19 protein-coding genes are annotated in these 24,425 nt (G+C 63.4%); 15 read left to right on the top strand and 4 right to left on the bottom strand.

All coding sequences use genetic code 11. The features are described from left to right. Positions 1-41: 41 nt before the first annotated feature. Together pap and JOY50_RS16215 are read left to right on the top strand one after the other, a co-directional pair. Positions 42-1,535: a polyphosphate:AMP phosphotransferase gene (pap, locus tag JOY50_RS16220; protein WP_132844551.1), complete on the top strand. Its 1,494-nt coding sequence runs from the start codon at positions 42-44 to the stop codon at positions 1,533-1,535. Between the two features lie 254 nt (positions 1,536-1,789). Continuing rightward, positions 1,790-2,752 (top strand): DMT family transporter, encoded by a 963-nt coding sequence (locus tag JOY50_RS16215; protein ID WP_132844554.1) that lies wholly within the window; start codon positions 1,790-1,792, stop codon positions 2,750-2,752. A gap of 176 nt (positions 2,753-2,928) precedes the next feature. Here the strand turns inward: JOY50_RS16215 and JOY50_RS16210 are convergent, their stop codons facing one another. Then, complete coding sequence (locus JOY50_RS16210; RefSeq protein ID WP_132844557.1) at positions 2,929-4,323, bottom strand: class II fumarate hydratase; 1,395 nt, start codon at positions 4,321-4,323, stop codon at positions 2,929-2,931. Between the two features lie 154 nt (positions 4,324-4,477). Between JOY50_RS16210 and JOY50_RS16205 the strand changes: the two genes are divergently transcribed. From JOY50_RS16205 to JOY50_RS16175, 7 genes are all read left to right on the top strand, one after another. Then, positions 4,478-5,002, top strand: a complete 525-nt coding sequence (locus JOY50_RS16205; RefSeq protein ID WP_016485344.1) for a DUF2059 domain-containing protein — start codon at positions 4,478-4,480, stop codon at positions 5,000-5,002. Between the two features lie 10 nt (positions 5,003-5,012). Beyond that, positions 5,013-5,309, top strand: a complete 297-nt coding sequence (locus JOY50_RS16200) for a BolA family transcriptional regulator (RefSeq protein ID WP_132844560.1) — start codon at positions 5,013-5,015, stop codon at positions 5,307-5,309. Between the two features lie 109 nt (positions 5,310-5,418). After that, positions 5,419-6,351 (top strand): rhodanese-related sulfurtransferase, encoded by a 933-nt coding sequence (locus JOY50_RS16195; protein ID WP_016501023.1) that lies wholly within the window; start codon positions 5,419-5,421, stop codon positions 6,349-6,351. A 3-nt stretch (positions 6,352-6,354) separates the two neighbouring features. Next, entirely contained in the window at positions 6,355-6,987 is a 633-nt protein-coding gene (locus tag JOY50_RS16190) for a DsbA family protein (protein WP_028614189.1), read from the top strand. Further along, the gene (locus JOY50_RS16185) at positions 6,980-8,812 is read left to right on the top strand and encodes an ABC transporter ATP-binding protein (RefSeq protein ID WP_132844565.1); all 1,833 of its coding nucleotides are present in this window, start codon (positions 6,980-6,982) and stop codon (positions 8,810-8,812) included. The genes JOY50_RS16190 and JOY50_RS16185 overlap by 8 nt, the downstream gene beginning before the upstream one ends. 268 nt (positions 8,813-9,080) lie before the next feature. Next, on the top strand, positions 9,081-11,537 hold the full coding sequence (locus tag JOY50_RS16180) for an EAL domain-containing protein (protein ID WP_243055529.1): 2,457 nt from the start codon (positions 9,081-9,083) through the stop codon (positions 11,535-11,537). A gap of 30 nt (positions 11,538-11,567) precedes the next feature. Further along, positions 11,568-12,353: a TenA family transcriptional regulator gene (locus JOY50_RS16175; protein ID WP_132844569.1), complete on the top strand. Its 786-nt coding sequence runs from the start codon at positions 11,568-11,570 to the stop codon at positions 12,351-12,353. Positions 12,354-12,477: 124 nt separating this feature from the next. On the opposite strand, the gene JOY50_RS16170 is transcribed toward JOY50_RS16175, so the two are convergent. Genes JOY50_RS16170 through ubiG form a run of 3 tightly spaced genes read right to left on the bottom strand, consistent with a single transcriptional unit; the run spans position 12,478 to position 14,638 of the window. Continuing rightward, a complete protein-coding gene (locus JOY50_RS16170) occupies positions 12,478-13,218 on the bottom strand; it encodes a YciK family oxidoreductase (RefSeq protein ID WP_012271032.1) in 741 nt (246 codons plus the stop codon). A gap of 47 nt (positions 13,219-13,265) precedes the next feature. Further along, complete coding sequence (gene mupP, locus JOY50_RS16165; protein WP_132844571.1) at positions 13,266-13,937, bottom strand: N-acetylmuramic acid 6-phosphate phosphatase MupP; 672 nt, start codon at positions 13,935-13,937, stop codon at positions 13,266-13,268. 2 nt (positions 13,938-13,939) lie between these two features. Beyond that, complete coding sequence (gene ubiG / locus JOY50_RS16160) at positions 13,940-14,638, bottom strand: bifunctional 2-polyprenyl-6-hydroxyphenol methylase/3-demethylubiquinol 3-O-methyltransferase UbiG (RefSeq protein WP_012271034.1); 699 nt, start codon at positions 14,636-14,638, stop codon at positions 13,940-13,942. 110 nt (positions 14,639-14,748) lie between these two features. On the opposite strand from ubiG, the gene mtnA reads away from it, so the two are divergent. The 6 genes from mtnA (at position 14,749) to cmk (ending at position 24,395) form a co-directional block, all read left to right on the top strand. Beyond that, entirely contained in the window at positions 14,749-15,825 is a 1,077-nt protein-coding gene (gene mtnA, locus JOY50_RS16155) for an S-methyl-5-thioribose-1-phosphate isomerase (protein WP_243055528.1), read from the top strand. 366 nt (positions 15,826-16,191) lie between these two features. Continuing rightward, positions 16,192-18,957: a DNA gyrase subunit A gene (gene gyrA, locus JOY50_RS16150; RefSeq protein WP_132844575.1), complete on the top strand. Its 2,766-nt coding sequence runs from the start codon at positions 16,192-16,194 to the stop codon at positions 18,955-18,957. A 147-nt stretch (positions 18,958-19,104) separates the two neighbouring features. After that, positions 19,105-20,190 carry a 3-phosphoserine/phosphohydroxythreonine transaminase gene (gene serC, locus JOY50_RS16145; RefSeq protein ID WP_026034555.1) on the top strand — a complete coding sequence of 362 codons (1,086 nt, stop codon included), beginning with the start codon at positions 19,105-19,107 and terminating at the stop codon, positions 20,188-20,190. Next, a complete protein-coding gene (pheA, locus tag JOY50_RS16140; RefSeq protein WP_016501012.1) occupies positions 20,190-21,284 on the top strand; it encodes a prephenate dehydratase in 1,095 nt (364 codons plus the stop codon). The genes serC and pheA overlap by 1 nt, the downstream gene beginning before the upstream one ends. Before the next feature lie 208 nt (positions 21,285-21,492). Continuing rightward, complete coding sequence (locus tag JOY50_RS16135) at positions 21,493-23,712, top strand: bifunctional prephenate dehydrogenase/3-phosphoshikimate 1-carboxyvinyltransferase (protein ID WP_243055537.1); 2,220 nt, start codon at positions 21,493-21,495, stop codon at positions 23,710-23,712. Further along, the gene (gene cmk / locus JOY50_RS16130) at positions 23,709-24,395 is read left to right on the top strand and encodes a (d)CMP kinase (RefSeq protein ID WP_019472262.1); all 687 of its coding nucleotides are present in this window, start codon (positions 23,709-23,711) and stop codon (positions 24,393-24,395) included. Before JOY50_RS16135 ends, cmk begins: the two co-directional genes overlap by 4 nt. Positions 24,396-24,425: the final 30 nt, after the last annotated feature.

Below are 24,425 nucleotides of genomic sequence, written 5' to 3'. Positions count from 1 at the left end.
GAAATCCGCTAGTCTTGCTTATCCATTGAAGGAGCCAGTGCATGTTCGAATCCGCCGAAATCGGCCACAGCATCGACAAGGAGGCTTACGACGCCGAGGTACCCGCATTACGCGAGGCCCTGCTCGAAGCCCAGTACGAACTCAAGCAGCAGGCGCGCTTCCCGGTGATCGTGCTGATCAACGGCATCGAAGGCGCTGGCAAGGGTGAGACGGTAAAGCTGCTCAACGAGTGGATGGACCCGCGCATGATCGATGTGCTCACCTTCGACCAGCAGACCGACGAAGAGCTGGCCCGGCCGCCCGCCTGGCGTTACTGGCGGGCTTTGCCACCCAAGGGGCGGATGGGCGTGTTCTTTGGCAACTGGTATAGCCAGATGCTGCAGGGGCGGGTGCACGGGGTGTTCAAGGATGCCGTGCTCGATCAGGCGATCATGGGCGCCGAGCGCCTGGAGCAGATGCTGTGCGATGAAGGTGCGCTGATCATCAAGTTCTGGTTCCACTTGTCCAAGAAGCAGATGAAGGCACGGCTGAAGTCGCTCAAGGACGACCCGCTGCACAGCTGGAAGATCAGCCCGCTGGACTGGCAGCAGTCGGAAACCTACGACCGTTTCGTGCGCTTTGGCGAGCGCGTGCTGCGCCGCACCAGCCGTGACTATGCGCCGTGGCACATCGTCGAAGGGGTAGACCCGAATTACCGCAGCCTGGCGGTGGGGCGCATCCTGCTGGACAGCCTGCAAGCCGCGCTGGCCAACAACCCCAAGGGCAAGCACCAGGGCAACGTGGCCCCGCTGGGCCGCAGCATTGACCAGCGCAGCCTGCTCGGCGCCCTGGACATGACGTTGCGCCTGGACAAGGCCGACTATCAGGAACAACTGGTTACCGAACAGGCCCGCCTGGCCGGCCTGCTGCGCGACAAGCGCATGCGCCGGCACGCCTTGGTGGCCGTGTTCGAAGGCAACGATGCTGCCGGCAAGGGCAGTGCCATCCGCCGCGTGGCGGCGGCGCTGGACCCGCGCCAGTACCGCATCGTGCCGATTGCCGCGCCCACCGAGGAAGAGCGCGCGCAGCCCTACTTGTGGCGGTTCTGGCGGCATATCCCGGCACGCGGCAAGTTCACCATCTTCGACCGCTCCTGGTATGGCCGGGTGCTGGTGGAGCGGGTGGAAGGTTTTTGCAGCCCGGCCGACTGGATGCGTGCCTACAGCGAGATCAACGACTTTGAAGAGCAGTTGGTGAACGCCGGGGTGGTAGTGGTGAAGTTCTGGCTGGCGATCGACCAGCAGACCCAGCTGGAGCGTTTTCAGGAGCGTGAGCAGATCCCGTTCAAGCGCTACAAGATTACCGAGGACGACTGGCGCAACCGCGACAAGTGGGACGACTATGTCCAGGCGGTGGGCGACATGGTCGACCGCACCAGCAGCGAGATTGCACCCTGGACGCTGGTGGAGGCCAACGACAAGCGCTGGGCGCGGGTGAAGGTGCTGCGCACCATCAACCAGGCGCTAGAGGCGGCGTTTGCCAAGCACAAGAAATAGCCAGGGGTTTTGGTTGCCTGTTCTGGCCTCTTCGCGGGTGAACCCGCTCCCACAGGGACTGCACAATGGCCAATCCTGTGATCATCCTGTAGGAGCGGGTTCACCCGCGAAGAGGCCAGAACAGGCTGCACACCTGCCAAGCCATGCCCCACAAGAATGACCTGATGAATTCTTTTCTCGGCACTCTTCTCCGTCACTGCCCTCCAAGCCCGTAGAATTCAGTCACCCCCACCACGGGCTTGAACGAGGACGCTATGCACACCACTTCCGGCCGCTGGAGCTATGGCCTGTTCCTGGCACTTCTGACTGCCTTGCTCTGGGGCATCTTGCCGATCAAGCTCAAGCAGGTACTGCAAGTGGTCGACCCGATCACCGTCACCTGGTACCGCCTGCTGGTTTCCGGTGGCCTGCTGTTCGCCTGGCTGGCAGCCAAGCGACGCCTGCCGTCGTTCACCCGGCTGGCACCCAGGGGCAAAGGTCTGGTAGTGGTGGCCGTGCTGGGCCTGATGGGCAACTACGTGCTGTACCTGATCGGCCTCAACCTGCTCAGCCCCGGTACCGCGCAACTGGTGGTGCAGGTCGGCCCGGTGCTGTTGCTGGTGGCCAGCGTGTTCGTGTTCCGCGAGCGCTTCAGCCTGGGGCAGGGCGTGGGCCTGCTGATACTGCTGGCGGGTTTTGGCCTGTTCTTCAACCAGCGCCTCGAAGAGCTGCTGACCTCCCTGGGTACCTACACCACCGGCGTGCTGACCATTCTGCTGGCCACCAGCATCTGGGTGTTCTACGCCCTCAGCCAGAAACAACTGTTGACGGTGTGGAATTCACAGCAGGTGATGATGGTGATCTACCTCGGTTGCGCTGCGCTGCTCACGCCTTGGGTACACCCCCTGGAGGCGTTGCAACTGAGCCCGGTGCAGGGCTGGCTGTTGCTGGCCTGCTGCCTGAATACCCTGGTGGCCTACGGCGCGTTTGCCGAGGCGCTGGCGCACTGGGAGGCGTCGCGGGTGAGTGCCACCCTGGCGTTGACACCGCTGGTGACCTTTGTCGCGGTGGCGCTGGCGGCACTGGTGTGGCCGGAGTATGTGCACGCCGAGGACATCAATGCCCTGGGTTATGTAGGGGCGGTGACCGTGGTGTTGGGCTCGGCGCTGGTGGCGCTGGGGCCATCCCTGGTGGCCAGTTGGCGTGCGAGGCGGGCGCGGTTGGCCCAGGTTCATTGATCGGCTGCTTCGGCCCTATCGCCGGCAAGCCAGCTCCCACAGGATCACCACAGGCCTGAAAGATGTGGGGCCCCTGTGGAAATTGCTTCCCACAGGATCACCACAGGCCTGAATGTTGTGCGATCCCTGTGGGAGCTGGCTTGCCGGCGATAGGGCCGGGGCAGGCAATAAAGAGCTCAGCCTTTACCACCCGGTGCCAGCATGTTCTCCGGCCGCACCCACTGGTCGAACTGCTCATTGGTCAGGTACTTCAGCTCCAATGCAGCCTCGCGCAAGGTCTTGCCCTCGCTGTAAGCCTTCTTGGCAATTTCCGCCGCCTTGTCATAACCGATATGCGGGTTCAACGCCGTCACCAGCATCAAGCCCCGTTCCAGGTGCGCGGCCATCTGCTCGGCATCAGGCTCGATGCCCGCCACGCAGTGCAGCTGGAAGTTGCGGCAGCCATCGGCCAGCAGTTCGATCGACTGCAACAGGTTGTGGATGATCACCGGCTTGAACACGTTCAGCTGCAAATGCCCCTGGCTGGCGGCAAAACCGATGGCCGCATCGTTGCCCAGCACCTGGCAGGCCAGCATCGACAGCGCCTCGCACTGGGTCGGGTTGACCTTGCCCGGCATGATCGAGCTGCCCGGTTCGTTGGCCGGCAGGCGCACTTCGGCCAAGCCGGCGCGTGGGCCCGAGCCCAGCAAACGCAGGTCGTTGGCGATTTTCATCAGCGCCACGGCCAGGGTTTTCAGGGCGCCCGCCAGGCTGGTGAGCGGTTCGTGGCCGGCGAGGGCGGCGAACTTGTTTGGCGCCGTGACAAATGGCAGGCCGGACAGCGCCGCCAGCTCGGCGGCGATTGCTTCGGCAAAACCATGCGGGGCGTTAAGCCCGGTACCTACGGCGGTGCCGCCCTGGGCCAGTTCGCACACCGCCGGGAGGGTGGCGCGGATGGCGCGCTGGGCATAGTCGAGCTGGGCAACGAATGCGGATACCTCCTGGCCAAAGGTAATCGGCGTAGCGTCCATCATGTGCGTGCGGCCGGTCTTCACCAGCTTTTGGTGGCGCGCCGAGAGCTCGGCAAGCCCCGACGACAGCTCGACGATGGCCGGCAGCAGTTGCTCGTGCACCGCCTGCGCAGCTGCAATGTGCATGGCAGTTGGGAAGCAATCGTTGGAACTTTGCGAGCGGTTGACGTGGTCGTTGGGGTGTACTGGCGCTTTGCCTCCGCGGCCTTTGCCGGCCAGTTCGTTGGCGCGCCCGGCGATCACTTCGTTGACGTTCATGTTGCTTTGCGTGCCGCTGCCGGTCTGCCAGACGACCAACGGAAACTGGTCGTCGTGCTTGCCATCCAGCACTTCGTCGGCGGCTTGTTCGATCAGCCGGGCGATGTCGGCCGGCAGGTCGCCGTTGCGGTCGTTGACGCGTGCCGCGGCCTTCTTGATCAGCGCCAGGGCGTGCAGCACCGCGAGGGGCATGCGTTCCTTGCCGATGGCGAAGTTGATCAGCGAACGCTGGGTTTGCGCACCCCAGTAAGCGCCTTCAGGAACTTCGACCGGGCCCAGGCTGTCTGTCTCGATACGGCTCATTCTGTACTCACTCCTGTGTAGTTCGAAATCGCAGTTTAGGCCCTGATTCGACCGAGCGGTTCCGTCGCTCGTCGTGCCACTTGAGCACATCGCCACCACGGCGCAGAATGCTCTACTCTGAGGTACCCGCCTCCCTCTCCTTGAAGGAAATGCAATGACCCGTCTCCGTGTCCTTTGTGCCGCCGTTGCCCTGGCTTGCGCCAGCGGCCAGGTACTCGCTGCCACCGCCAGCCACAACGCTGCTGCCGAGAAATTCCTGACCCTGGCCAACGCCGACAAGCTGGGCACCCCGGTGTACATGCAGGTCCAGCAGATGTTCGCCCAGCGCTTCGCCCAGACCAAGGCCCCGGCCGCCAAGCAGCCGGTGCTGGAAAGCTACCAGGCCAAAGCCAACGCCGCGCTGGACAACGCCATTGGCTGGAACAAGCTGAAGCCGAAGATGGTCGACCTGTACACCCAGACCTTCACCGAACAGGAGCTCAAAGACCTGGTCAAGTTCTACGAGTCGCCGCTGGGCAAGAAAGTGCTGCGTGAAATGCCCAAGGTTACCCAGCAGTCGGCCCAGCTGACCCAGCAGAGCCTGGAGCCTGCGGTGCCGGTGGTGAACAAGCTGCTGGAAGACATGACCAAGGAACTGGACCCTAACGCTGGCAAGGCCGCCGTCCCTGCCAAGAAGTGAGCACGCCGCGATGACCATGCAACAGCGCATTGAACAACAGCTGGGCGCCCTGGCGCCGCAGCACCTGCAAGTGCTCGACGAAAGCCACATGCACAGTCGTGGTCAGGAGACCCACTACAAGGCAGTGATCGTCAGCGAGCAGTTTGCCGGGTTGAACAGCGTCAAGCGCCACCAGAAGGTGTACGCCACCATGGGTGAGCTGATGGGCCAGATCCATGCCCTGGCCATTCATACCTACACCGCAGAAGAGTGGGCCAAGGTCGGCGCTGCTCCGGCCTCGCCGGTATGTGCCGGCGGGGGGCACTGAAACCTTTCTGTCGTTCTGGTAGAATTCGCAACGCGCCGCTTGTCGGCGCGTTTTTATTTGTCAATCCGGTCCGCCCCTTACGAGGGCAACCACCTGGAGAATCTGTTACATGTCCCAACCCATCGTCGTCGCGGCGCTGTACAAGTTCGTCACCCTGCAAGACTACGTAGAACTGCGCGAGCCGCTGCTCAAGGCCATGCTCGACAACGACGTCAAAGGCACCCTGCTGCTGGCCCACGAAGGCATCAACGGCACCGTGTCGGCCACCCGCGAAGGCATCGACGGCCTGCTGGCCTGGCTGCGCAACGACCCGCGCCTGGCCGATGTCGACCATAAAGAGTCGTACTGCGACGAGCAGCCGTTCTACCGCACCAAGGTCAAGCTCAAGAAAGAGATCGTCACCCTCGGCGTGCCAGGCGTGGACCCCAACCAGGCGGTCGGCACCTATGTCGAGCCCAAGGACTGGAACGCGCTGATCAGCGACCCGGAAGTGCTGCTGATCGACACCCGCAACGACTACGAAGTGGCCATCGGCACCTTCAAGGGCGCGATGGACCCGAAGACCGAAACCTTCCGCGAGTTCCCGGAGTACATCAAGGCCAACTTCGACCCCAGCAAGCACAAGAAAGTGGCCATGTTCTGCACTGGCGGCATTCGTTGCGAAAAAGCCTCCAGCTACATGCTCGGTGAAGGCTTCGAGGCGGTCTATCATCTTAAGGGTGGCGTCCTGAAATACTTCGAGGAAGTGCCTCAGGAAGAAAGCCTGTGGGACGGCGACTGCTTCGTGTTCGACAACCGCGTCACGGTGCGCCATGACCTGAGCGAAGGCGAGTACGACCAGTGCCACGCCTGCCGCCACCCGATCAATGCAGAGGAGCGCGCGTCCGAGCACTATTCGCCAGGTGTCAGCTGCCCGCACTGCTGGGACACCCTGAGCGAGAAGACCCGGCGCAGTGCCATCGACCGGCAGAAGCAGATCGAGCTGGCCAAGGCCCGCAACCTGCCGCACCCGATCGGTTACAACTACAAAGCCGAGGCTTGATGCATGTCTGCACGCCTGATCTATGTGATGGACCCGATGTGCTCCTGGTGCTGGGGTTTCGCGCCGGTAGCCGCTGCCCTGATCGCCCAGGCGCGTGAGGCGGGCGTTGCCACCCGCGTGGTGCCGGGCGGGCTGCGCACCGGTGGCAGCGCCTTGGACAGCTCCACCCGCAAGTACATCCTCGAACATTGGCAGGCGGTGGCTGAAGCCACCGGCCAGCCGTTTCGTTTCGAGGGGGCCATGCCTGACGGCTTCGTCTACGACACCGAGCCGGCCTGCCGCGCCCTGGTCACTGCCCGCGAGCTGGACGCCGAGCGCGTCTGGCCGCTGCTGGCGCTGATCCAGCGTTCGTTCTACGAACAGGGCGTGGACGTGACCACCGCGCCACAGCTGGTCGAGCTGGCCTCGCAGTGCGGCTTCGACCGCGCCGTGTTTGCCGAAACCTTCGCTCGTGCCGATACCCGCGCTGCCACCGCAGCCGATTTCAGCTGGGCACAGGACCTGGGTATCGCCGGCTTTCCGACCCTGCTGGCCGAACGCAATGGCCAGCTGGCCCTGCTGACCAACGGCTACCAGCCGCTGGAGCGCCTGCAACCCTTGCTCGGCCGCTGGCTGCAGCAGGCCGTCTGTGCTTGATGTGCCTGGGTCACCCGACCCGGTGCCGGGCAAGCCTCACGCTGCGGGCGATCGGCTGAGCTGGGCGGAAATCCGCCGCCTGGCCCTGCATCACAAGAAAAACCTCTGGTCTGCCAACCTCATCGCCGTGCTGGCGGCTTGCTGCAGTGTGCCCATTCCGTTGCTGCTGCCCCTGCTGGTGGACGAAGTGCTGCTCGGCCATGGCGATGCTGCACTGAAGTGGATGAACCACCTGCTGCCCTCCAACTGGCAGGTGGCAGCCGGTTATATCGGGCTGATGCTGGCGCTCACCTTGTGCCTGCGTCTGGCTGCCCTGGCGTTCAACGTGATCCAGGCCAAGCTGTTTGCCGGCTTGGCCAAGGATATCGTCTACCGCCTGCGCATCCGCCTGATCGAGCGGCTCAAGCGCATTTCGCTGAAGGAATACGAAAGCCTGGGCAGTGGCACCGTAACTACCCACCTGGTCACCGACCTGGACACCCTCGACAAGTTCGTGGGCGAAACCCTCAGCCGCTTCCTGGTGGCCATGCTGACCCTGACCGGCACAGCGGCGATCCTGATCTGGATGCACTGGCAGCTGGCCTTGCTGATCTTGCTGTTCAACCCGTTGGTGATCTACTTCACCGTGCAGTTGGGCAAGCGCGTCAAACACCTGAAAAAGCTTGAAAACGACAGCACCGCGCGTTTTACCCAGGCGCTGACGGAAACCCTCGATGCCATCCAGGAAATCCGTGCAAGCAACCGCCAGGGCTATTTCCTTGGCCGTTTGGGCCTGCGCGCCCGCGAGGTGCGTGACTACGCCGTGGATTCCCAGTGGAAGAGCGATGCCAGTGGCCGTGCCAGTGGCCTGTTGTTCCAGTTTGGTATCGACATCTTCCGCGCCGCAGCCATGCTGACCGTGTTGTTCTCCGACCTTTCCATCGGCCAGATGCTGGCGGTGTTCAGCTACCTGTGGTTCATGATCGGCCCGGTCGAGCAGCTGCTCAACCTGCAATATGCCTACTACGCCGCGGGCGGGGCGCTAAGCCGCCTCAACGAGCTGCTGGCGCGCGATGACGAACCGCAGTACCCGGCCGCCAGTGACCCGTTCGCCGGCCGCGAGACGGTGGGCATCGAAGTGCGCGACTTGCGCTTTGCCTATGCCGACGAGCCGGTGCTGGAAAACCTCGACCTGTCCATTGCTCCGGGCGAAAAGGTGGCGATTGTCGGTGCTAGTGGCGGCGGCAAGAGCACCCTGGTGCAACTGCTGCTGGGCCTCTACAGCGCCCAGGCCGGGACCATCCGCTTTGGCGGTGCCAGCCTGCAGGAAATCGGCCTGGAAACCCTGCGCGAAAACGTCGCGGTGGTGTTGCAGCACCCGTCGCTGTTCAACGACACCGTGCGCGCCAACCTGGCCATGGGTCGCGACTGCAGCGACGAGGCCTGTTGGCAGGCGCTGCATATTGCCCAGCTGGATGCCACGATCGCCGCCTTGCCGCAGGGCCTTGACAGTGTGGTGGGGCGTTCGGGTGTGCGCTTGTCTGGCGGGCAGCGGCAGCGCCTGGCCATTGCCCGCATGGTGCTGGCCGAGCCCAAGGTGGTCATCCTCGACGAAGCCACCTCGGCCCTGGACGCCGCCACCGAGTACAACCTGCACCAGGCCCTGGCGCGCTTCCTCAGCGGCCGCACCACGCTGATCATCGCCCATCGGCTGTCGGCGGTGAAGCAGGCCGACCGGGTGCTGGTGTTCGATGGTGGCCATGTGGCCGAAGATGGCGACCACCAGCAGCTGATTGCCGAGGGTGGGTTGTATGCCAAGCTTTATGGGCACCTGCAGCAAAGCTGATCCTGAAACGCCACCTCGGTCGGTGTAGGAGCGGCCTTGTGTCGCGATGGGCCGCAAAGCGGCCCCAGATCTCTACTTCACCGCTGATATCCCGGGGCCGCTTTGCGGCTCTTTCGCGACACAAGGCCGCTCCTACAAAAAGCGCGGCGACAGAATCGGAAACAGAGGGATCCCTGTCATAAAAAACCCCGTCACGTTGATGGCAGATGGCCTACGCTGTGCTTGTCTGGGTTGATTTGCGCCTTATCCGCTCTGTGACAGGGACTCCATGAAGGGACATCGCACACTCGAAGCGCCAAAGTTGCTCGGCATTACCTGGCCCTTCATCGCCGTTGTGGTCTTCCAGGTGGCGCTGGGCAGCCTGAGCCTTTATACGCTTTCGGCCGTGCGCGCCTATGTCGCGGGCGAAAGCCTGTGGTCCAAGGCGCAGAAAGACGCCATCTACTACCTCAACCTGTACGCCGATACCCGCGACGACAGCACCTACCAGCGTTATCGCCAGGCCATTACCGTGCCCCAGGGCGACCACCAGCTGCGCGAGGTGCTCGACCAGCCCAGCCCCAACCTGGATGCCGCGCGCCAGGCTGTACTGCAAGGCGGCAACCACCCCGACGATGTCGAGCGGATCATCTGGTTCTACCGTAATTTTCGCAACATCAGCTACATGCAGACGGCCATCGACTACTGGGACATCGGCGACGACTACCTGGCCAAGCTGGATGTGCTGGCCGGGGAGATGCGCCACAGCTTTGCCAGTGGCCCGGTCGACGCCCAGGCAGTCAACGCCTGGAAGGCCCGCATCGTCACCATCAACGAAGGGGTCACGCCCGCTGCCAAAGCGTTCAGCGATGCGTTGGGCGAAGGCTCGCGCATGTTGTTGCGGGTACTGCTGATCACCAACCTGCTGACAGCGATGTTTCTCATTGCCATCGCCTGGCGCCGCTCGAGCAAGCTGCTGGCCCAGCGCCAGGCCTTCGCCACCGCCCTGCAGGAAGAGAAAGAGCGAGCGCAGACCACCTTGCAGGCCATTGGCGATGCGGTCATTACTACCGACGTGGATGGCTGCATCGGCTACATGAACCCGGCCGCCGAGCAACTGACCCACTGGCAGTCTGGCCAGGCCCAGGGCCTGCCGCTGTCGGCGCTGTTCAGCCTGGTGGACGAGCAGGCCGAAGAAGATGGCCGCAGCCTGGTCGAGCAGGTGCTAAGCGGCAGCCTCAAGGGCGGCGCCGAGCATGCCCGGCTGATCCAGCGCCTGGACGGCAGCACCGTGTCGATCAACCTGGTGGGTTCGCCGATCGTCAGTGACGGCCAGCTCAGCGGCATCGTGCTGGTGCTGCATGACATGACCCAGGAGCGCCAGTACATCGCCAACCTGTCCTGGCAGGCCACCCATGACGCCCTGACGGGGCTGGCCAACCGCCGTGAGTTCGAATACCGCCTGGAGCAGGCGCTGAACGGCTTGGCGCGCCAGGCGGGGCGGCATTCACTGATGTTCCTTGACCTCGACCAGTTCAAGCTGGTGAACGACACCTGCGGGCATGCCGCTGGCGACGAATTGCTGCGGCACATTTGCGCCGTGCTGCAATCGGGCCTGCGCGAAGGGGACACGCTGGCCCGGCTGGGTGGCGACGAGTTTGGCGTGTTGCTGGAAAGCTGCCCGCCCGACCAGGCCGAGCGCATTGCCGAGCAGCTGCGCCAGATGGTGCAGAGCTTGCACTTCGTGTGGAAGGGGAGGCCGTTCGTGACCACGGTCAGTGTCGGCCTGGTGCACATCGCCCAGGCCCCCGGCACCTTGGAAACCTCGCTGCGTGCCGCCGACATGGCTTGCTACATGGCCAAGGAGAAGGGGCGCAACCGCGTGCAGGTGTACCACGCCGACGACAGCGAGCTGTCCATGCGTTTTGGCGAAATGGCCTGGATCCAGCGCTTGCATGTGGCCCTGGAAGAAAACCGCTTCTGCCTGTACGCACAGGAAATCGCCCCGCTGAAAGCATTTGAAGGCCCAGGCCATATCGAAATTCTGCTGCGCCTGTACGACGAAAGTGGCCGCACCATCCTGCCCAGCAGCTTCATCCCTGCGGCCGAGCGCTACGGCCTGATGACTGCGCTGGACCGCTGGGTGGTGCGCAATGTGTTCCAGGTGGTGCGCCAATGCCTGGACGAAGGCCGCGAAGGGCCGCTGTCGATCTGCGCGATCAACCTGTCGGGGTCGAGCATCGGCGATGACAAGTTCCTCGAATACCTGCAGCGGTTGTTTGTCGAGTACGCCATCCCGCCACGGATGATCTGTTTTGAAATTACCGAAACCAGTGCGATCGCCAACCTGGGCAGTGCCATTCGCTTCATCAACGAGTTGAAAGGGCTGGGCTGCCGCTTTTCGCTTGATGACTTTTGCGCCGGGATGTCGTCGTTCGCCTACCTCAAGCATTTGCCCGTGGATTACTTGAAAATCGACGGCAGTTTCGTCAAGGACATGCTAGACGACCCGATCAACAGGGCCATGGTCGAGGTCATCAATCACATCGGCCACGTCATGGGCAAGCGCACTATCGCCGAGTTTGTCGAAACACCCTTGATCGAGCAGGCCCTGCAGGAAATAGGCGTGGATTACGCCCAGGGTTACCTGATCGAACGCCCCCAGGTGTTCACCTGTGACAGTCTGCAGCGCCAACGGATCGCCGCCCGGCCTCTGTTGCAGCGGGCGCCTGGCACGTTTCGCTAGCGAGAAATCACAAGGATCAAGGAGCTGAAAGTGATTGATGCATTCGTTCGTATCGGGCCTTTGATGGACCCCGCCAGCTATCCCCAATGGGCCCAGCAACTGATTGAAGACTGCCGCGAGAGCAAGCGCCGGGTGGTGGAGCATGAGTTCTACGCACGCCTGCGCGACGGCCAGCTCAAGCAGTCGACCATTCGTCAGTACCTGATCGGTGGCTGGCCGGTGGTGGAGCAGTTCTCGCTGTACATGGCCCACAACCTGACCAAGACCCGCTATGGCCGCCATCAGGGCGAAGACATGGCGCGGCGCTGGCTGATGCGCAATATCCGGGTGGAGCTCAACCATGCCGACTACTGGGTGAACTGGTGCCAGGCCCATGGCGTGCACCTGCATGAGCTGCAGGCCCAGGAGGTGCCACCCGAGCTGAACGGCCTGAACGACTGGTGCTGGCGCGTGTGTGCCACCGAGAACCTGGCTATTTCCATGGCGGCGACCAACTACGCCATCGAGGGTGCGACCGGGGAATGGTCGGCGGTGGTGTGCTCGACCGATACCTACGCCCAGGGCTTCCCGGAAGACCAGCGCAAACGGGCGATGAAGTGGCTGAAGATGCATGCCCAGTATGATGATGCACACCCTTGGGAGGCGCTGGAAATCATCTGTACGCTGGCCGGCGAGAACCCGAGCCTGGGGCTGCGTACCGAGTTGCGCAGGGCGATTTGCAAGAGTTACGACTGCATGTACCTGTTCCTGGAGCGGTGCATGCAGCTGGAAGGGCGCCAGCAAGGCCGTTTGCGCCCGGCGTTGGCGGCGGGCTGATCATCCGCCTGTACCGGCCCTATCGCCGGCAAGCCAGCTCCCACAGGATCACCACAGGCCAGGGCAATGTGGAATCCCTGTGGGAGCTGGCTTGCCGGCGATAGGGCCAGCACAGGCAAAAATCTTATTGGGCGTTGAGCGCCTGCCCGTTCACTGCTTTGCTGTCCGGCCCCATCAGGTACAGGTACACCGGCATGATCTCTTCAGGCAGCGGGTTGTTCTGCGGGTTTTCGCTGGGGTAGGCCTGGGCCCGCATCGCCGTGCGCGTGGCGCCCGGGTTGATGCTGTTGGAGCGCACTGGCGCCACGCCTTCCAGTTCGTCGGCCAGGGTCTGCATCAGGCCCTCGGTGGCGAACTTGGACACGCCATAAGCGCCCCAGTAGGCCCGGCCTTTGCGCCCGACGCTGCTGCTGGTGAACACCACCGAGGCGTCTTCCGACAGCTTCAGCAGCGGCAGCAGCGTGCTGGTAAGCATGAAGGTGGCATCGACGTTGATGTGCATCACGCGCATGAAGTTGTCGCCCGACAACTGCTCCAGTGGGGTGCGCGGGCCAATGATCGAGGCATTGTTCAGCAGGCCGTCCAGGCGGCCGAACTGGTCTTCGATCATCACAGCCAGCTCGTCGTACTGGTGGGGCAGGGCGGTTTCCAGGTTGAACGGGATGACCACCGGTTGTGGGTGCCCGGCGGCTTCGATCTGGTCGTAGACCTCGTTCAGGTTGGCCTCGGTCTTGCCCAGCAGCAGCACGGTGGCGCCCAGTGCAGCGTAAGCCTTGGCGGCCGCAGCACCAATGCCGCGGCCGGCGCCGGTAACCAGGATGACCCGGCCTTGCAGCAGGTCGGGACGGGCGGTGTAGTCGAACATCAGCATTTTCCCTTGTTCATTCAGGGTCAGTCGTCAGCCATTGCAACTCAGCAGCCACACAGTGCGCTGTCGATCACTTTGCGCAGTTCCAGCGGGTGGTCCACCACCACGTCGGCGCCCCAGTTGTTGGGGTTGTCCTCTGGATGAATATAGCCGTAGCGCACGGCTGCCGTGCGGGTGCCGGCGTCGCGACCAGACTCGATGTCGCGCAGGTCGTCGCCAACGAACAGCACAGTGGCAGGGTCCAGGCCCAGCGTCGTGCAGGCCAGGATCAGCGGCTCGGGGTCAGGCTTGCTGTTTTTCACGTGGTCCGGGCAGATCAGCAGTGCCGAGCGCTCGGCCAGGCCCAGGCGCTGCATGATCGGCTCGGCGAAGCGCACCGGCTTGTTGGTGACCACGCCCCACAGCAGGTTGCCTTTCTCGATGTCGGCCAGCAGCTCGGCCATGCCGTCGAACAGCTTGCTGTGTACCGCGCAGTCGCGCTGGTAGCGCTCCAGAAACTCCAGGCGCAGGGCCTCGAAGCCTTCGGCTTCCGGGTCCATGGCAAACGTGGTGGCAACCATGGCGCGGGCGCCGCCAGAGATCACGCCACGGATCAGGTTGTCGTCAATGGCCGGCAGGCCGCGCTCGGCGAGCATGGCCTGGCAGATGGCGATGAAGTCCGGCGCCGTGTCGAGCAAGGTGCCGTCCATGTCGAAGAGTACTGCTCGCAAACGCATGCTTATTCCTCGCGCAGGGTCTGGATCATGTAGTTGACGTCGACGTCGCTGTTGAGCTTGTAGTGCTTGGTCAGCGGGTTGTAGGTGAGGCCGATGATGTCCTTCACCTGCAGGCCGGCATCACGGCTCCACGCGCCTAGCTCGGACGGGCGGATGAACTTCTTGAAGTCGTGGGTGCCGCGCGGCAGCATCTTCAAGATGTACTCGGCGCCGACGATGGCCAGCAGGTAGGCCTTGGGGTTGCGGTTGATGGTGGAGAAGAACACCTGGCCGCCAGGCTTGACCATGCGGTAGCAGGCGCGAATCACCGAGGACGGGTCGGGTACGTGTTCGAGCATTTCCAGGCAGGTGACCACGTCGAACTGTTCAGGCATTTCTTCGGCCAGGGCTTCGGCGGTGATCTGCCGGTATTCCACCTGTACGCCCGACTCCAGCTGGTGCAGCTGGGCCACGGCCAGGGGTGCCTCGCCCATATCGATACCGGTTACCGTGGCGCCGCGCAGGGCCATGGCTTCGCTGAGGATGCCGCCGCCGCAGCCTACGTCCAGCACTTTCTTGCCGGCCAGGCTGGCCCGCTCGTCGATCCAGTTGACGCGCAGCGGGTTGATTTCGTGCAGCGGCTTGAACTCGCTTTCGCGGTCCCACCAGCGGTGGGCCAGCGCTTCGAACTTGGCGATTTCGGCGCGGTCGACGTTGCTCATTGAACAGTCCTCTGAAACTTCGCAAAATTGCGCCGGAGTATACCCGAGCGCTCGGCCCTCAGGCTCGCTATAATCGCCGGCTTTTGACATGCGAACCACGGGGAGAGGCGATGCGCGAGCGACTTTTGGCGGCGGAGAAGGTGACCGGGATCCGCTGGCAGGGCGGCATCTTGCACCTGCTCGACCAGCGCCTGCTGCCGTCGGAAGAACGCTGGCTGGCCTGCGACAATGTTGCGCAGGTGGCGGCGGCAATCCGCGACATGGCGGTGCGCGGCGCCTCGGCCATTGGTATTGCCGCAGCCTATGGCCTGGTACTGGCCCTGGAAGAACGGCTGGCCGAGGGTGGCGACTGGGAAATGGACCTGGAAGAGGACTTTCTCACCCTTGCCGAAGCGCGCCCCACGGCGGCCAACCTGTTCTGGGCGCTGAACCGCATGCGCGAGCGCCTGCTGCGCCTGCGCCCTGACGAAGACGTGCTGGCCGTGCTGGAGGCCGAGGCCGTGGCCATCCACGAAAGCGACCGTGAAGCCAACCTGACCATGGCCCAGCAAGGCATCGAGCTGATCCGGCGTCATCAGGGCAATGCCCAGACCCTGCTCACCTATGGCAATGCCGGTGCCCTGGCCAGCGGCGGTTTCGGCACCGCGCTGGGGGTAATTCGCGCCGGCTACCTGGAAGGCATGGTCGAGCGGGTGTACGCCGGCGAGACCCGCCCCTGGCTGCAAGGCTCGCGCCTGACCGCCTGGGAGCTGGCCAACGAAGGCATCCCGGTAACCCTGTGCGCCGACTCGGCGTTGGCGCACCTGATGAAGACCAAGGGCATCACCTGGGTGGTGGTGGGCGCGGACTGCATCGCAGCCAATGGCGACGTGGCCAGCAAGATCGGCACCTACCAGTTGGCGGTCAGCGCCATGCACCATGGTGTGCGCTTCATGGTGGTGGCGCCGAGCACCAGCATCGACCTGAACCTGCCCACCGGCGAGGATATCCCGCTGGAGGAGCGTGACGCCGACGAGTGGCTGGACTTTGGCGGTGCCCCGGCGGTACGGGATGTGGAGGTGTTCAACCCGGTATTCGACGTGACCCCGGCCGACCTGATCGACGTGATCGTGACCGAGCGGGGCATTGTCGAGCGCCCGGATACCGCCAAGCTGGCCCAGTTGATTTGCCGCAAGCGCCTGCACTGATTTCGTGCTGCCTGCACCGGCCTCTTCGCGGGCTTGCCCGCTCCCACAGAGATAACGCATGGCCTTAGGGCAGTGGTGAATCTGTGGGAGCGGGCGAGCCCGCGAAGAGGCCGGTGCAGGCAATAAAAAAACCAGGAGTCAAACCCGGCTCAGACTAGCTGCCACCTCTCCCCACCGCCCCCGCGTTTGTGATAACATCCGGCAGTTTCCAAGACCGCCCATCACGGCGGCCTTCATTGCGCAGATCCATGGCACAACTCATTGATTTGTCGTAAGTCGTCGCACCCTTATGCGCTGCGGCGGCGAGCTTCGTTCGGCCCTTGATGGAGCTGCGAAGTTTCACCAGAAAAAGGAATCAGGCTTCTCATGGGCGAACTGGCCAAAGAAATCCTCCCGGTCAATATCGAAGACGAACTGAGACAGTCTTACCTCGACTACGCGATGAGCGTGATTGTCGGGCGAGCGCTGCCCGATGCGCGTGACGGCTTGAAGCCCGTGCATCGTCGCGTTCTCTATGCGATGAGCGAACTGGGCAACGACTGGAACAAGCCGTACAAGAAATCCGCCCGTGTGGTCGGTGACGTGATCGGTAAGTACCACCCGCACGGCGACACTGCGGTCTACGACACCATCGTGCGTATGGCCCAGCCGTTCTCGCTGCGCTACCTGCTGGTCGACGGCCAGGGCAACTTCGGTTCGGTGGACGGCGACAACGCCGCAGCCATGCGATACACCGAAGTGCGCATGACCAAGCTGGCGCACGAGCTGCTGGCCGACCTGCACAAGGAAACCGTCGACTGGGTGCCCAACTACGACGGCACCGAGCAGATCCCTGCGGTCATGCCGACCCGTATTCCCAACCTGCTGGTCAACGGTTCCAGCGGTATCGCCGTGGGCATGGCGACCAATATTCCGCCACACAACCTCGGTGAAGTCATCGACGGCTGCCTGGCGCTGATCGACAATCCGGAAGTCACCATCGATGAACTGATGCAGTTCATCCCTGGGCCAGACTTCCCGACTGCCGGCATCATCAACGGTCGCCAAGGCATCATCGAGGCCTATCGCACCGGTCGTGGCCGCATCTACATGCGAGCCCGTTCCGAGATCGAAGACATCGACAAGGTGGGCGGCCGTCAGCAGATCGTCGTGACCGAGCTGCCGTACCAGCTGAACAAGGCACGCCTGATCGAAAAGATCGCCGAGCTGGTAAAAGAGAAAAAGATCGAAGGCATCACTGAGCTGCGTGACGAGTCCGACAAGGACGGCATGCGCATCGTCATCGAGCTGCGCCGCGGCGAGGTGCCGGAGGTGGTGCTCAACAACCTCTACCAGCAAACCCAGCTGCAGAGCGTGTTCGGCATCAACGTGGTGGCCCTGATCGACGGCCGTCCGCGCCTGCTCAACCTCAAGGACCTGCTTGAAGCGTTCGTTCGTCACCGCCGTGAAGTGGTGACCCGCCGCACCGTATTCGAGTTGCGCAAGGCCCGTGAGCGTGGCCACATCCTTGAGGGCCAGGCGGTTGCGCTGTCCAACATCGACCCGGTCATCGCCCTGATCAAGGCTTCGCCAACCCCGTCCGAGGCCAAGGAAGCCCTGGTTTCCACGCCGTGGGAATCCAGTGCCGTGCAGGTCATGGTCGAGCGCGCTGGCGCCGATTCCTGCCGCCCTGAAGACCTGCCGGAGCAGTACGGCCTGCATGACGGCAAGTACTTCCTGTCGCCGGAGCAGGCCCAGGCCATTCTTGACCTGCGCCTGCATCGCCTGACCGGCCTGGAGCACGAGAAGCTGCTGGCCGAATACCAGGAAATTCTCGAGCAGATCGGCGAGCTGATCCGCATCCTCAGCAGCGCCGAGCGCCTGATGGAAGTGATCCGCGAAGAGCTGGAAGCCATCCGTGCCGAATACGGCGATGTGCGCCGCACCGAAATTCTCAATGCCAGCCACGACCTTAACTACGGCGACATGATCCCGGAAGAAGAGCGCGTGGTGACCATCTCCCACGGTGGTTATGCCAAGACCCAGCCATTGTCCGCTTACCAGGCCCAGCGCCGTGGCGGCAAAGGCAAGTCGGCGACCGGCGTGAAGGACGAGGACTACATCGAGCACCTGTTGGTCGCCAACAGCCATGCCACCCTGTTGCTGTTCTCCAGCAAGGGCAAGGTGTACTGGAAGAAGACCTACGAAATCCCCGAAGCGTCCCGCGCTGCCCGCGGTCGCCCGCTGGTCAACCTGCTGCCGCTGGAGGAGGGTGAGCGCATCACCGCCATGCTGCAGATCGACCTCGAAGCGCTGCAGCAGAACGCCGACCTCGACGAAGAGCTGGAAGACGCTGATGACACCGTGCTCGAGGGTGAGCTGGTAGAGGCCGAGGAAGTCGACGAGGAAGATGGCGACACCGCCGAGTGGGTGGCCGAGCCTACTGGCGCCTACATCTTCATGGCCACTGCCTCCGGTACCGTCAAGAAGACCCCGCTGGTGCAGTTCGCCCGTCCGCGCTCCAACGGCCTGATCGCCTTGAAGCTCAAGGAAGGCGACACCCTGATTGCGGCGGCCATCACCGACGGCGCCAAAGAAGTCATGATGTTCTCCGACGCCGGCAAGGTCATCCGCTTCGCCGAGAGCGTAGTGCGTGAAATGGGCCGTACTGCCCGTGGTGTTCGCGGCATGAAGCTGGGCAAAGGTCAGCAGATCATTTCGATGCTGATCCCGGAGTCCGGTTCGCAGATTCTTACCGCCTCCGAGCGTGGCTTCGGCAAGCGCACCCCGCTGTCCAAGTTCCCGCGTCGCGGCCGTGGTGGCCAGGGCGTGATTGCCATGGGTACCAAAGGGCGCAACGGCCTGCTGATCGGTGCTATCCAGGTGCAGGAAGGCGAGGAGATCATGCTGATTTCCGACCAGGGCACGCTGGTGCGTACCCGGGTTGGCGAGGTGTCCAGCCTGAGCCGTAACACCCAGGGTGTTACGCTGATCAAGTTGGCGGCCGACGAAACGCTGGTGGGTCTGGAGCGTATCCAGGAGCCGTCCGAGGACGAACTCGATGAAGTGATCGAGACGGACGAGGAGGGCGTCGAGGCTGAAGCGCCAGACAATGAAGACGCTGCGGGTGCCGAAGAGGCACCGCAGGAGTAAGCAGGCGTAAACCCGAACGGGGCGACCAAGGTCGCCCCGTTTGACTGTGTAGGAGCGGGCTTGCCCGCGATGCAGGCGCCACCGATCCTGCATGGAATGTGGCCACCGAATTACGATTTTGTTCTATTTGGCAGAGCGAGAGTGGATGTGAGCAAACGAGCCTTTAACTTCTGCGCAGGCCCTGCCGCGCTTCCTGATGCTGTGTTGCAGCGTGCCCAGGCAGAGATGCTGGACTGGCGCGGCAAGGGCTTGTCGGTGATGGAAATGAGCCATCGCAGCGACGATTACGTGGCCATCGCCGAAAAGGCCGAGCAGGACCTGCGTGACCTGCTGTCCGTCCCCTCCAACTACAAAGTGTTGTTCCTGCAGGGCGGCGCCAGCCAGCAGTTTGCCGAAATTCCGCTGAACCTGCTGCCGGAAAACGGCACTGCCGATTACATCGAAACCGGCATCTGGTCGAAAAAAGCCATCGAGGAAGCGCGCCGCTTCGGCAACATCAACGTTGCCGCCAGTGCCAAGCCCTACGACTACCTGAGCATTCCGGGCCAGAACGACTGGAACCTGACCAAGAACGCTGCCTACGTGCACTATGCGTCCAACGAGACCATCGGTGGCCTGCAGTTTGACTGGGTGCCGCAGACTGGCGATGTGCCGCTGGTGGTCGACATGTCTTCCGACATCCTCTCGCGCCCCATCGACGTGTCGCAGTTCGGCCTGATCTACGCCGGCGCGCAGAAAAACATCGGCCCCAGCGGCCTGGTGGTGGTCATCGTGCGCGAAGACCTGCTGGGCCGTGCCCGTAGCAGCTGCCCGACCATGCTCGACTACAAGGTTTCGGCTGACAACGGCTCGATGTACAACACCCCGGCCACGTACTCCTGGTACCTGTCGGGCCTGGTCTTCGAGTGGTTGAAAGAGCAAGGTGGCGTCGACGCCATGGAGCAGCGCAACCGCGCCAAGAAAGAGCGCCTGTACGGCTTCATCGACAACAGCGATTTCTACACCAACCCGATCAGCGTCAACGCCCGTTCGTGGATGAACGTGCCGTTCCGCCTGGCTGACGAGCGCCTGGACAAGGCCTTCCTTGCCGGCGCCGATGCCCGTGGCCTGCTCAACCTCAAGGGCCACCGTTCGGTGGGCGGCATGCGCGCTTCCATCTACAACGCCCTGGGCCTTGAGGCTGTGGAGGCCTTGGTGGGCTACATGGCCGAATTCGAGAAGGAGCACGGCTGATGTCCGAACAGGAACTCAAGGCGCTGCGCGTGCGTATCGACAGCCTCGACGAGAAGATTCTCGAGCTGATAAGCGACCGCGCCCGTTGCGCCGAAGAAGTAGCCCGGGTCAAGACCGCCTCGCTCAAAGAGGGCGAGAAGCCGGTGTTCTACCGTCCCGAGCGTGAGGCCGCAGTGCTCAAGCGCGTGATGGAGCGCAACAAGGGCCCGCTGGGCAACGAAGAGATGGCGCGGTTGTTCCGCGAAATCATGTCGTCGTGCCTGGCCCTTGAAGAGCCGTTGAAAATTGCCTATCTCGGCCCTGAGGGTACCTTCACCCAGGCCGCGGCCATGAAGCACTTCGGCCACGCGGTGATCAGCCGGCCGATGGCGGCTATCGACGAAGTGTTCCGCGAAGTGGCGGCCGGTGCCGTCAACTTCGGCGTGGTGCCGGTGGAAAACTCCACCGAAGGTGCGGTCAGTCACACCCTGGACAGCTTCCTCGAGCACGACATGGTGATTTGCGGCGAAGTCGAGCTGCGCATACACCATCACCTGCTGGTAGGTGAGAGTACCAAGACCGACAGCATCACCCGCATCTACTCCCACGCCCAGTCGCTGGCCCAGTGCCGCAAGTGGCTGGACGCGCACTACCCGAATGTGGAGCGCGTGGCGGTGTCGAGCAATGCCGAGGCGGCCAAGCGGGTCAAGGGCGAGTGGAACTCGGCGGCGATCGCCGGCGACATGGCGGCCAACCTGTATGGTTTGACCCGCCTGGCCGAAAAGATCGAAGACCGCCCGGACAACTCCACGCGCTTTTTGATGATCGGTAGCCAGGAAGTGCCGCCGACCGGCGACGACAAGACCTCGATCATTGTCTCGATGAGCAACAAGCCAGGTGCCTTGCACGAGTTGCTGGTGCCGTTCCACCAGAACGGCATCGACCTGACCCGCATCGAGACCCGCCCGTCGCGCAGCGGCAAGTGGACCTACGTGTTCTTCATCGATTTTGTTGGCCACCACCGCGACCCGCTGATCAAGGCGGTGCTCGAGCAGATCAGTCAAGAGGCTGTGGCGCTGAAGGTGCTGGGCTCTTATCCAAAGGCGGTGCTTTGATCGAAGATTGCCGGGGCCGCTGCGCGGCCCATCGCCGGCAAGCCAGCTCCCACAGGTACAGCGGCAGTCTCCAGATTTGCGCGGTCCCTGTAGGAGCTGGCTTGCCGGCGATGGGCTGCAAGGCAGCCCCTGCAGTCTCACAGGCTGTCCAGATTTCAGAACAGGGTTCGCACCAGTGGTAAAAGCAGCAAAAACCAAACCTGAGCCGATCATCAACCGCCTGGTCGTGGTCGGCCTCGGCCTGATCGGTGGCTCGTTCGCCAAGGGCCTGCGTGAAAGCGGCCTGTGCCGCGAAGTGGTCGGTGTCGACCTCGACGCCCCTTCGCGCAAGCAGGCCGTGGCCCTGGGCGTGGTCGACCGCTGCGAAGAAGACCTCGCCGCAGCCTGTGTCGGTGCCGATGTCATCCAGCTGGCCGTGCCCATCCTGGCCATGGAGAAAGTCCTGGCCCTGCTGGCCCGGCTCGATCTGGGCGATGCGATCATTACCGATGTTGGCAGTGCCAAGGGTAATGTCGTCCGTGAGGCGCGTTCTGTTTTTGTGAACGAGAGCGGTCAGCGCCTGCCGCGCTTCGTCCCCGGCCACCCAATCGCCGGTTCCGAGCAGAGCGGGGTAGAGGCCTCCAACGCCACCCTGTTCCGTCGGCACAAGGTGATTCTCACGCCGCTGGCCGAAACCGACCCGGCCGCGCTGGCCCTGGTCGACTGCCTGTGGCGTGCGCTGGGTGCCGATGTGGAGCACATGTCGGTCGAACGCCATGACGAAGTGCTGGCAGCTACCAGCCACTTGCCGCACCTGCTGGCCTTTGGCTTGGTCGATTCGCTGGCCAAACGCAATGAAAACCTCGAGATCTTCCGGTACGCTGCGGGAGGCTTTCGCGATTTCACAAGAATCGCCGGCAGCGACCCGACCATGTGGCACGACATCTTCCTCGCCAACCGCGACGCTGTCCTGCGCACACTCGATACATATCGCAGCGATCTCGACGCCTTGCGTGACGCGATCGCTGAAGGGGACGGGCACCAGTTGCTGGGTGTATTCACCCGCGCACGGGTTGCCCGCGAGCATTTCAGTAAAATCCTGGCCCGCCGGGCCTATGTGGACGCTATGAACGCCAACGATCTTATTTTCCTGGCCCAACCCGGTGGCCGCCTGTCCGGGCGAATCCGCGTACCGGGCGACAAGTCGATTTCCCACCGCTCGATCATGCTCGGCTCGCTGGCCGAAGGCACCACCGAAGTCGAAGGCTTCCTCGAAGGTGAAGACGCACTGGCGACCCTGCAGGCATTCCGCGACATGGGGGTGGTCATCGAAGGCCCCAACCACGGTCGCGTGACCATTCACGGTGTTGGCCTGCACGGCCTCAAGCCGCCGCCCGGGCCGCTGTACGTGGGTAACTCCGGTACCTCGATGCGCCTGCTGTCGGGCCTGTTGGCCGGCCAGTCGTTCGACGTGACCATGACGGGCGACGCTTCGCTGTCCAAGCGCCCAATGAACCGGGTGGCCAACCCGCTGCGCGAAATGGGTGCTGTGGTCGAGACCGGCCCGGAAGGCCGCCCGCCGCTGACCATCCGCGGTGGCAGCAAGCTCAAGGCGTTGACCTACACGCTGCCGATGGCCAGCGCCCAGGTCAAATCCTGCCTGCTGCTGGCCGGCCTGTACGCCGAAGGCAAGACCACCGTTACCGAGCCTGCGCCTACCCGTGACCACACCGAGCGCATGCTGCGCGGCTTTGGCTATGCGGTCGAGTCGAATGGCCCGGTGGCCTCGTTGCAGTCCGGTGGCAAGCTGACGGCTACCCGCATCGAAGTGCCGGCCGACATTTCCTCGGCAGCCTTCTTCCTGGTGGCCGCCTCCATCGCCGAAGGTTCCGAACTGGTGCTGGAGCACGTTGGCATCAACCCGACCCGCACCGGTGTAATCGACATCCTGCGCTTGATGGGTGGCGACATCACCCTGGAAAACCAGCATGAAGTCGGCGGCGAGCCCGTGGCCGACCTGCGCGTGCGCGGTGCCAGGCTGAAAGGTATCGACATCCCTGAAGCGTTGGTGCCGCTGGCCATCGACGAATTCCCGGTTCTGTTCGTGGCCGCCGCCTGTGCCGAAGGGCGCACCGTGCTGCGTGGCGCCGAAGAGCTGCGGGTGAAGGAGTCCGACCGCATCCAGGTGATGGCCGACGGCCTGATCACCCTGGGCATCAAGTGCGAACCGACCCCGGACGGCATCATCATCGATGGCGGCCAGTTGGGCGGTGGCGAAGTGCATGGCCACGGTGACCACCGTATTGCCATGGCCTTCAGTGTCGCTTCGCTGCGCGCCAGCGCGCCGATCCGCATCCATGACTGTGCCAACGTCGCCACCTCGTTCCCCAACTTCCTGGCGCTGTGCGCCGAAGTCGGCATCCGCGTGGCAGAAGAGGGCAAGTCGTGAATTCGCAGGCATCAGTCATCACCATCGACGGGCCAAGCGGCTCGGGCAAGGGTACGGTAGCCGGGCTGCTGGCCCGCGAGCTGGGTTGGAAGCTGCTGGATTCCGGCGCGCTTTACCGGTTGCTGGCATTCAATGCCAGCAACCACGGCGTCGACCTGACCAACGAAGAGCTGCTGGCCAGGCTTGCCGCTCATCTGGACGTGCAGTTCATCGCCGCTGAGCCCGGTAAGCTGCAACAGATCATCCTTGAGGGTGAGGACGTCAGCAACGTCATCCGCACCGAGACCGTCGGCGCCGGTGCGTCGATGGTGGCCTCGCTGCCAGCAGTGCGTGATGCGCTGCTGGTGCGTCAGCGCGAATTCCGCGAAGTGCCGGGGTTGATCGCCGACGGCCGCGACATGGGTACCGTCGTGTTCCCCGACGCTCCGTTGAAGGTCTTCCTGACCGCCAGCGCGGAGGAGCGGGCACGTCGCCGTTACCTGCAGTTGAAGGGCAAGGGTGAAGATGTTAGTCTGTCGAGTCTGCTGGATGAGATTCGTGCGCGTGATGAGCGCGACACCCAACGTGCAGTGGCCCCGCTGAAGCCAGCGGCCGATGCCATTCAGTTGGACTCTACCGAGTTGTCCATCGAGCAGGTGTTGCAACGTATCAGAAGTGAGATCGCCCAGCGCGACCTTATCTGATCGCCAGGAAAGCAGGCAGGGGCACCAGTC

It is taken from the genome of Pseudomonas sp. BP01 (assembly GCF_022760795.1).
Taxonomy (GTDB): domain Bacteria; phylum Pseudomonadota; class Gammaproteobacteria; order Pseudomonadales; family Pseudomonadaceae; genus Aquipseudomonas; species Aquipseudomonas putida_Q.
This window is presented reverse-complemented; position numbering and strand designations above follow the sequence as displayed.

Coding starts and splice junctions, on each gene's coding strand:
- JOY50_RS16210 (WP_132844557.1), bottom strand. CDS start 4,323: ATGAGCCGTATCGAGACAGACAGCCTGGGCCCGGTCGAAGTTCCTGAA.
- pap (WP_132844551.1), top strand. CDS start 42: ATGTTCGAATCCGCCGAAATCGGCCACAGCATCGACAAGGAGGCTTAC.
- JOY50_RS16180 (WP_243055529.1), top strand. CDS start 9,081: ATGAAGGGACATCGCACACTCGAAGCGCCAAAGTTGCTCGGCATTACC.
- JOY50_RS16190 (WP_028614189.1), top strand. CDS start 6,355: ATGTCTGCACGCCTGATCTATGTGATGGACCCGATGTGCTCCTGGTGC.
- mtnA (WP_243055528.1), top strand. CDS start 14,749: ATGCGCGAGCGACTTTTGGCGGCGGAGAAGGTGACCGGGATCCGCTGG.
- JOY50_RS16215 (WP_132844554.1), top strand. CDS start 1,790: ATGCACACCACTTCCGGCCGCTGGAGCTATGGCCTGTTCCTGGCACTT.
- pheA (WP_016501012.1), top strand. CDS start 20,190: ATGTCCGAACAGGAACTCAAGGCGCTGCGCGTGCGTATCGACAGCCTC.
- ubiG (WP_012271034.1), bottom strand. CDS start 14,638: ATGAGCAACGTCGACCGCGCCGAAATCGCCAAGTTCGAAGCGCTGGCC.
- JOY50_RS16170 (WP_012271032.1), bottom strand. CDS start 13,218: ATGTTCGACTACACCGCCCGTCCCGACCTGCTGCAAGGCCGGGTCATC.
- JOY50_RS16200 (WP_132844560.1), top strand. CDS start 5,013: ATGACCATGCAACAGCGCATTGAACAACAGCTGGGCGCCCTGGCGCCG.
- JOY50_RS16195 (WP_016501023.1), top strand. CDS start 5,419: ATGTCCCAACCCATCGTCGTCGCGGCGCTGTACAAGTTCGTCACCCTG.
- gyrA (WP_132844575.1), top strand. CDS start 16,192: ATGGGCGAACTGGCCAAAGAAATCCTCCCGGTCAATATCGAAGACGAA.
- JOY50_RS16205 (WP_016485344.1), top strand. CDS start 4,478: ATGACCCGTCTCCGTGTCCTTTGTGCCGCCGTTGCCCTGGCTTGCGCC.
- mupP (WP_132844571.1), bottom strand. CDS start 13,937: ATGCGTTTGCGAGCAGTACTCTTCGACATGGACGGCACCTTGCTCGAC.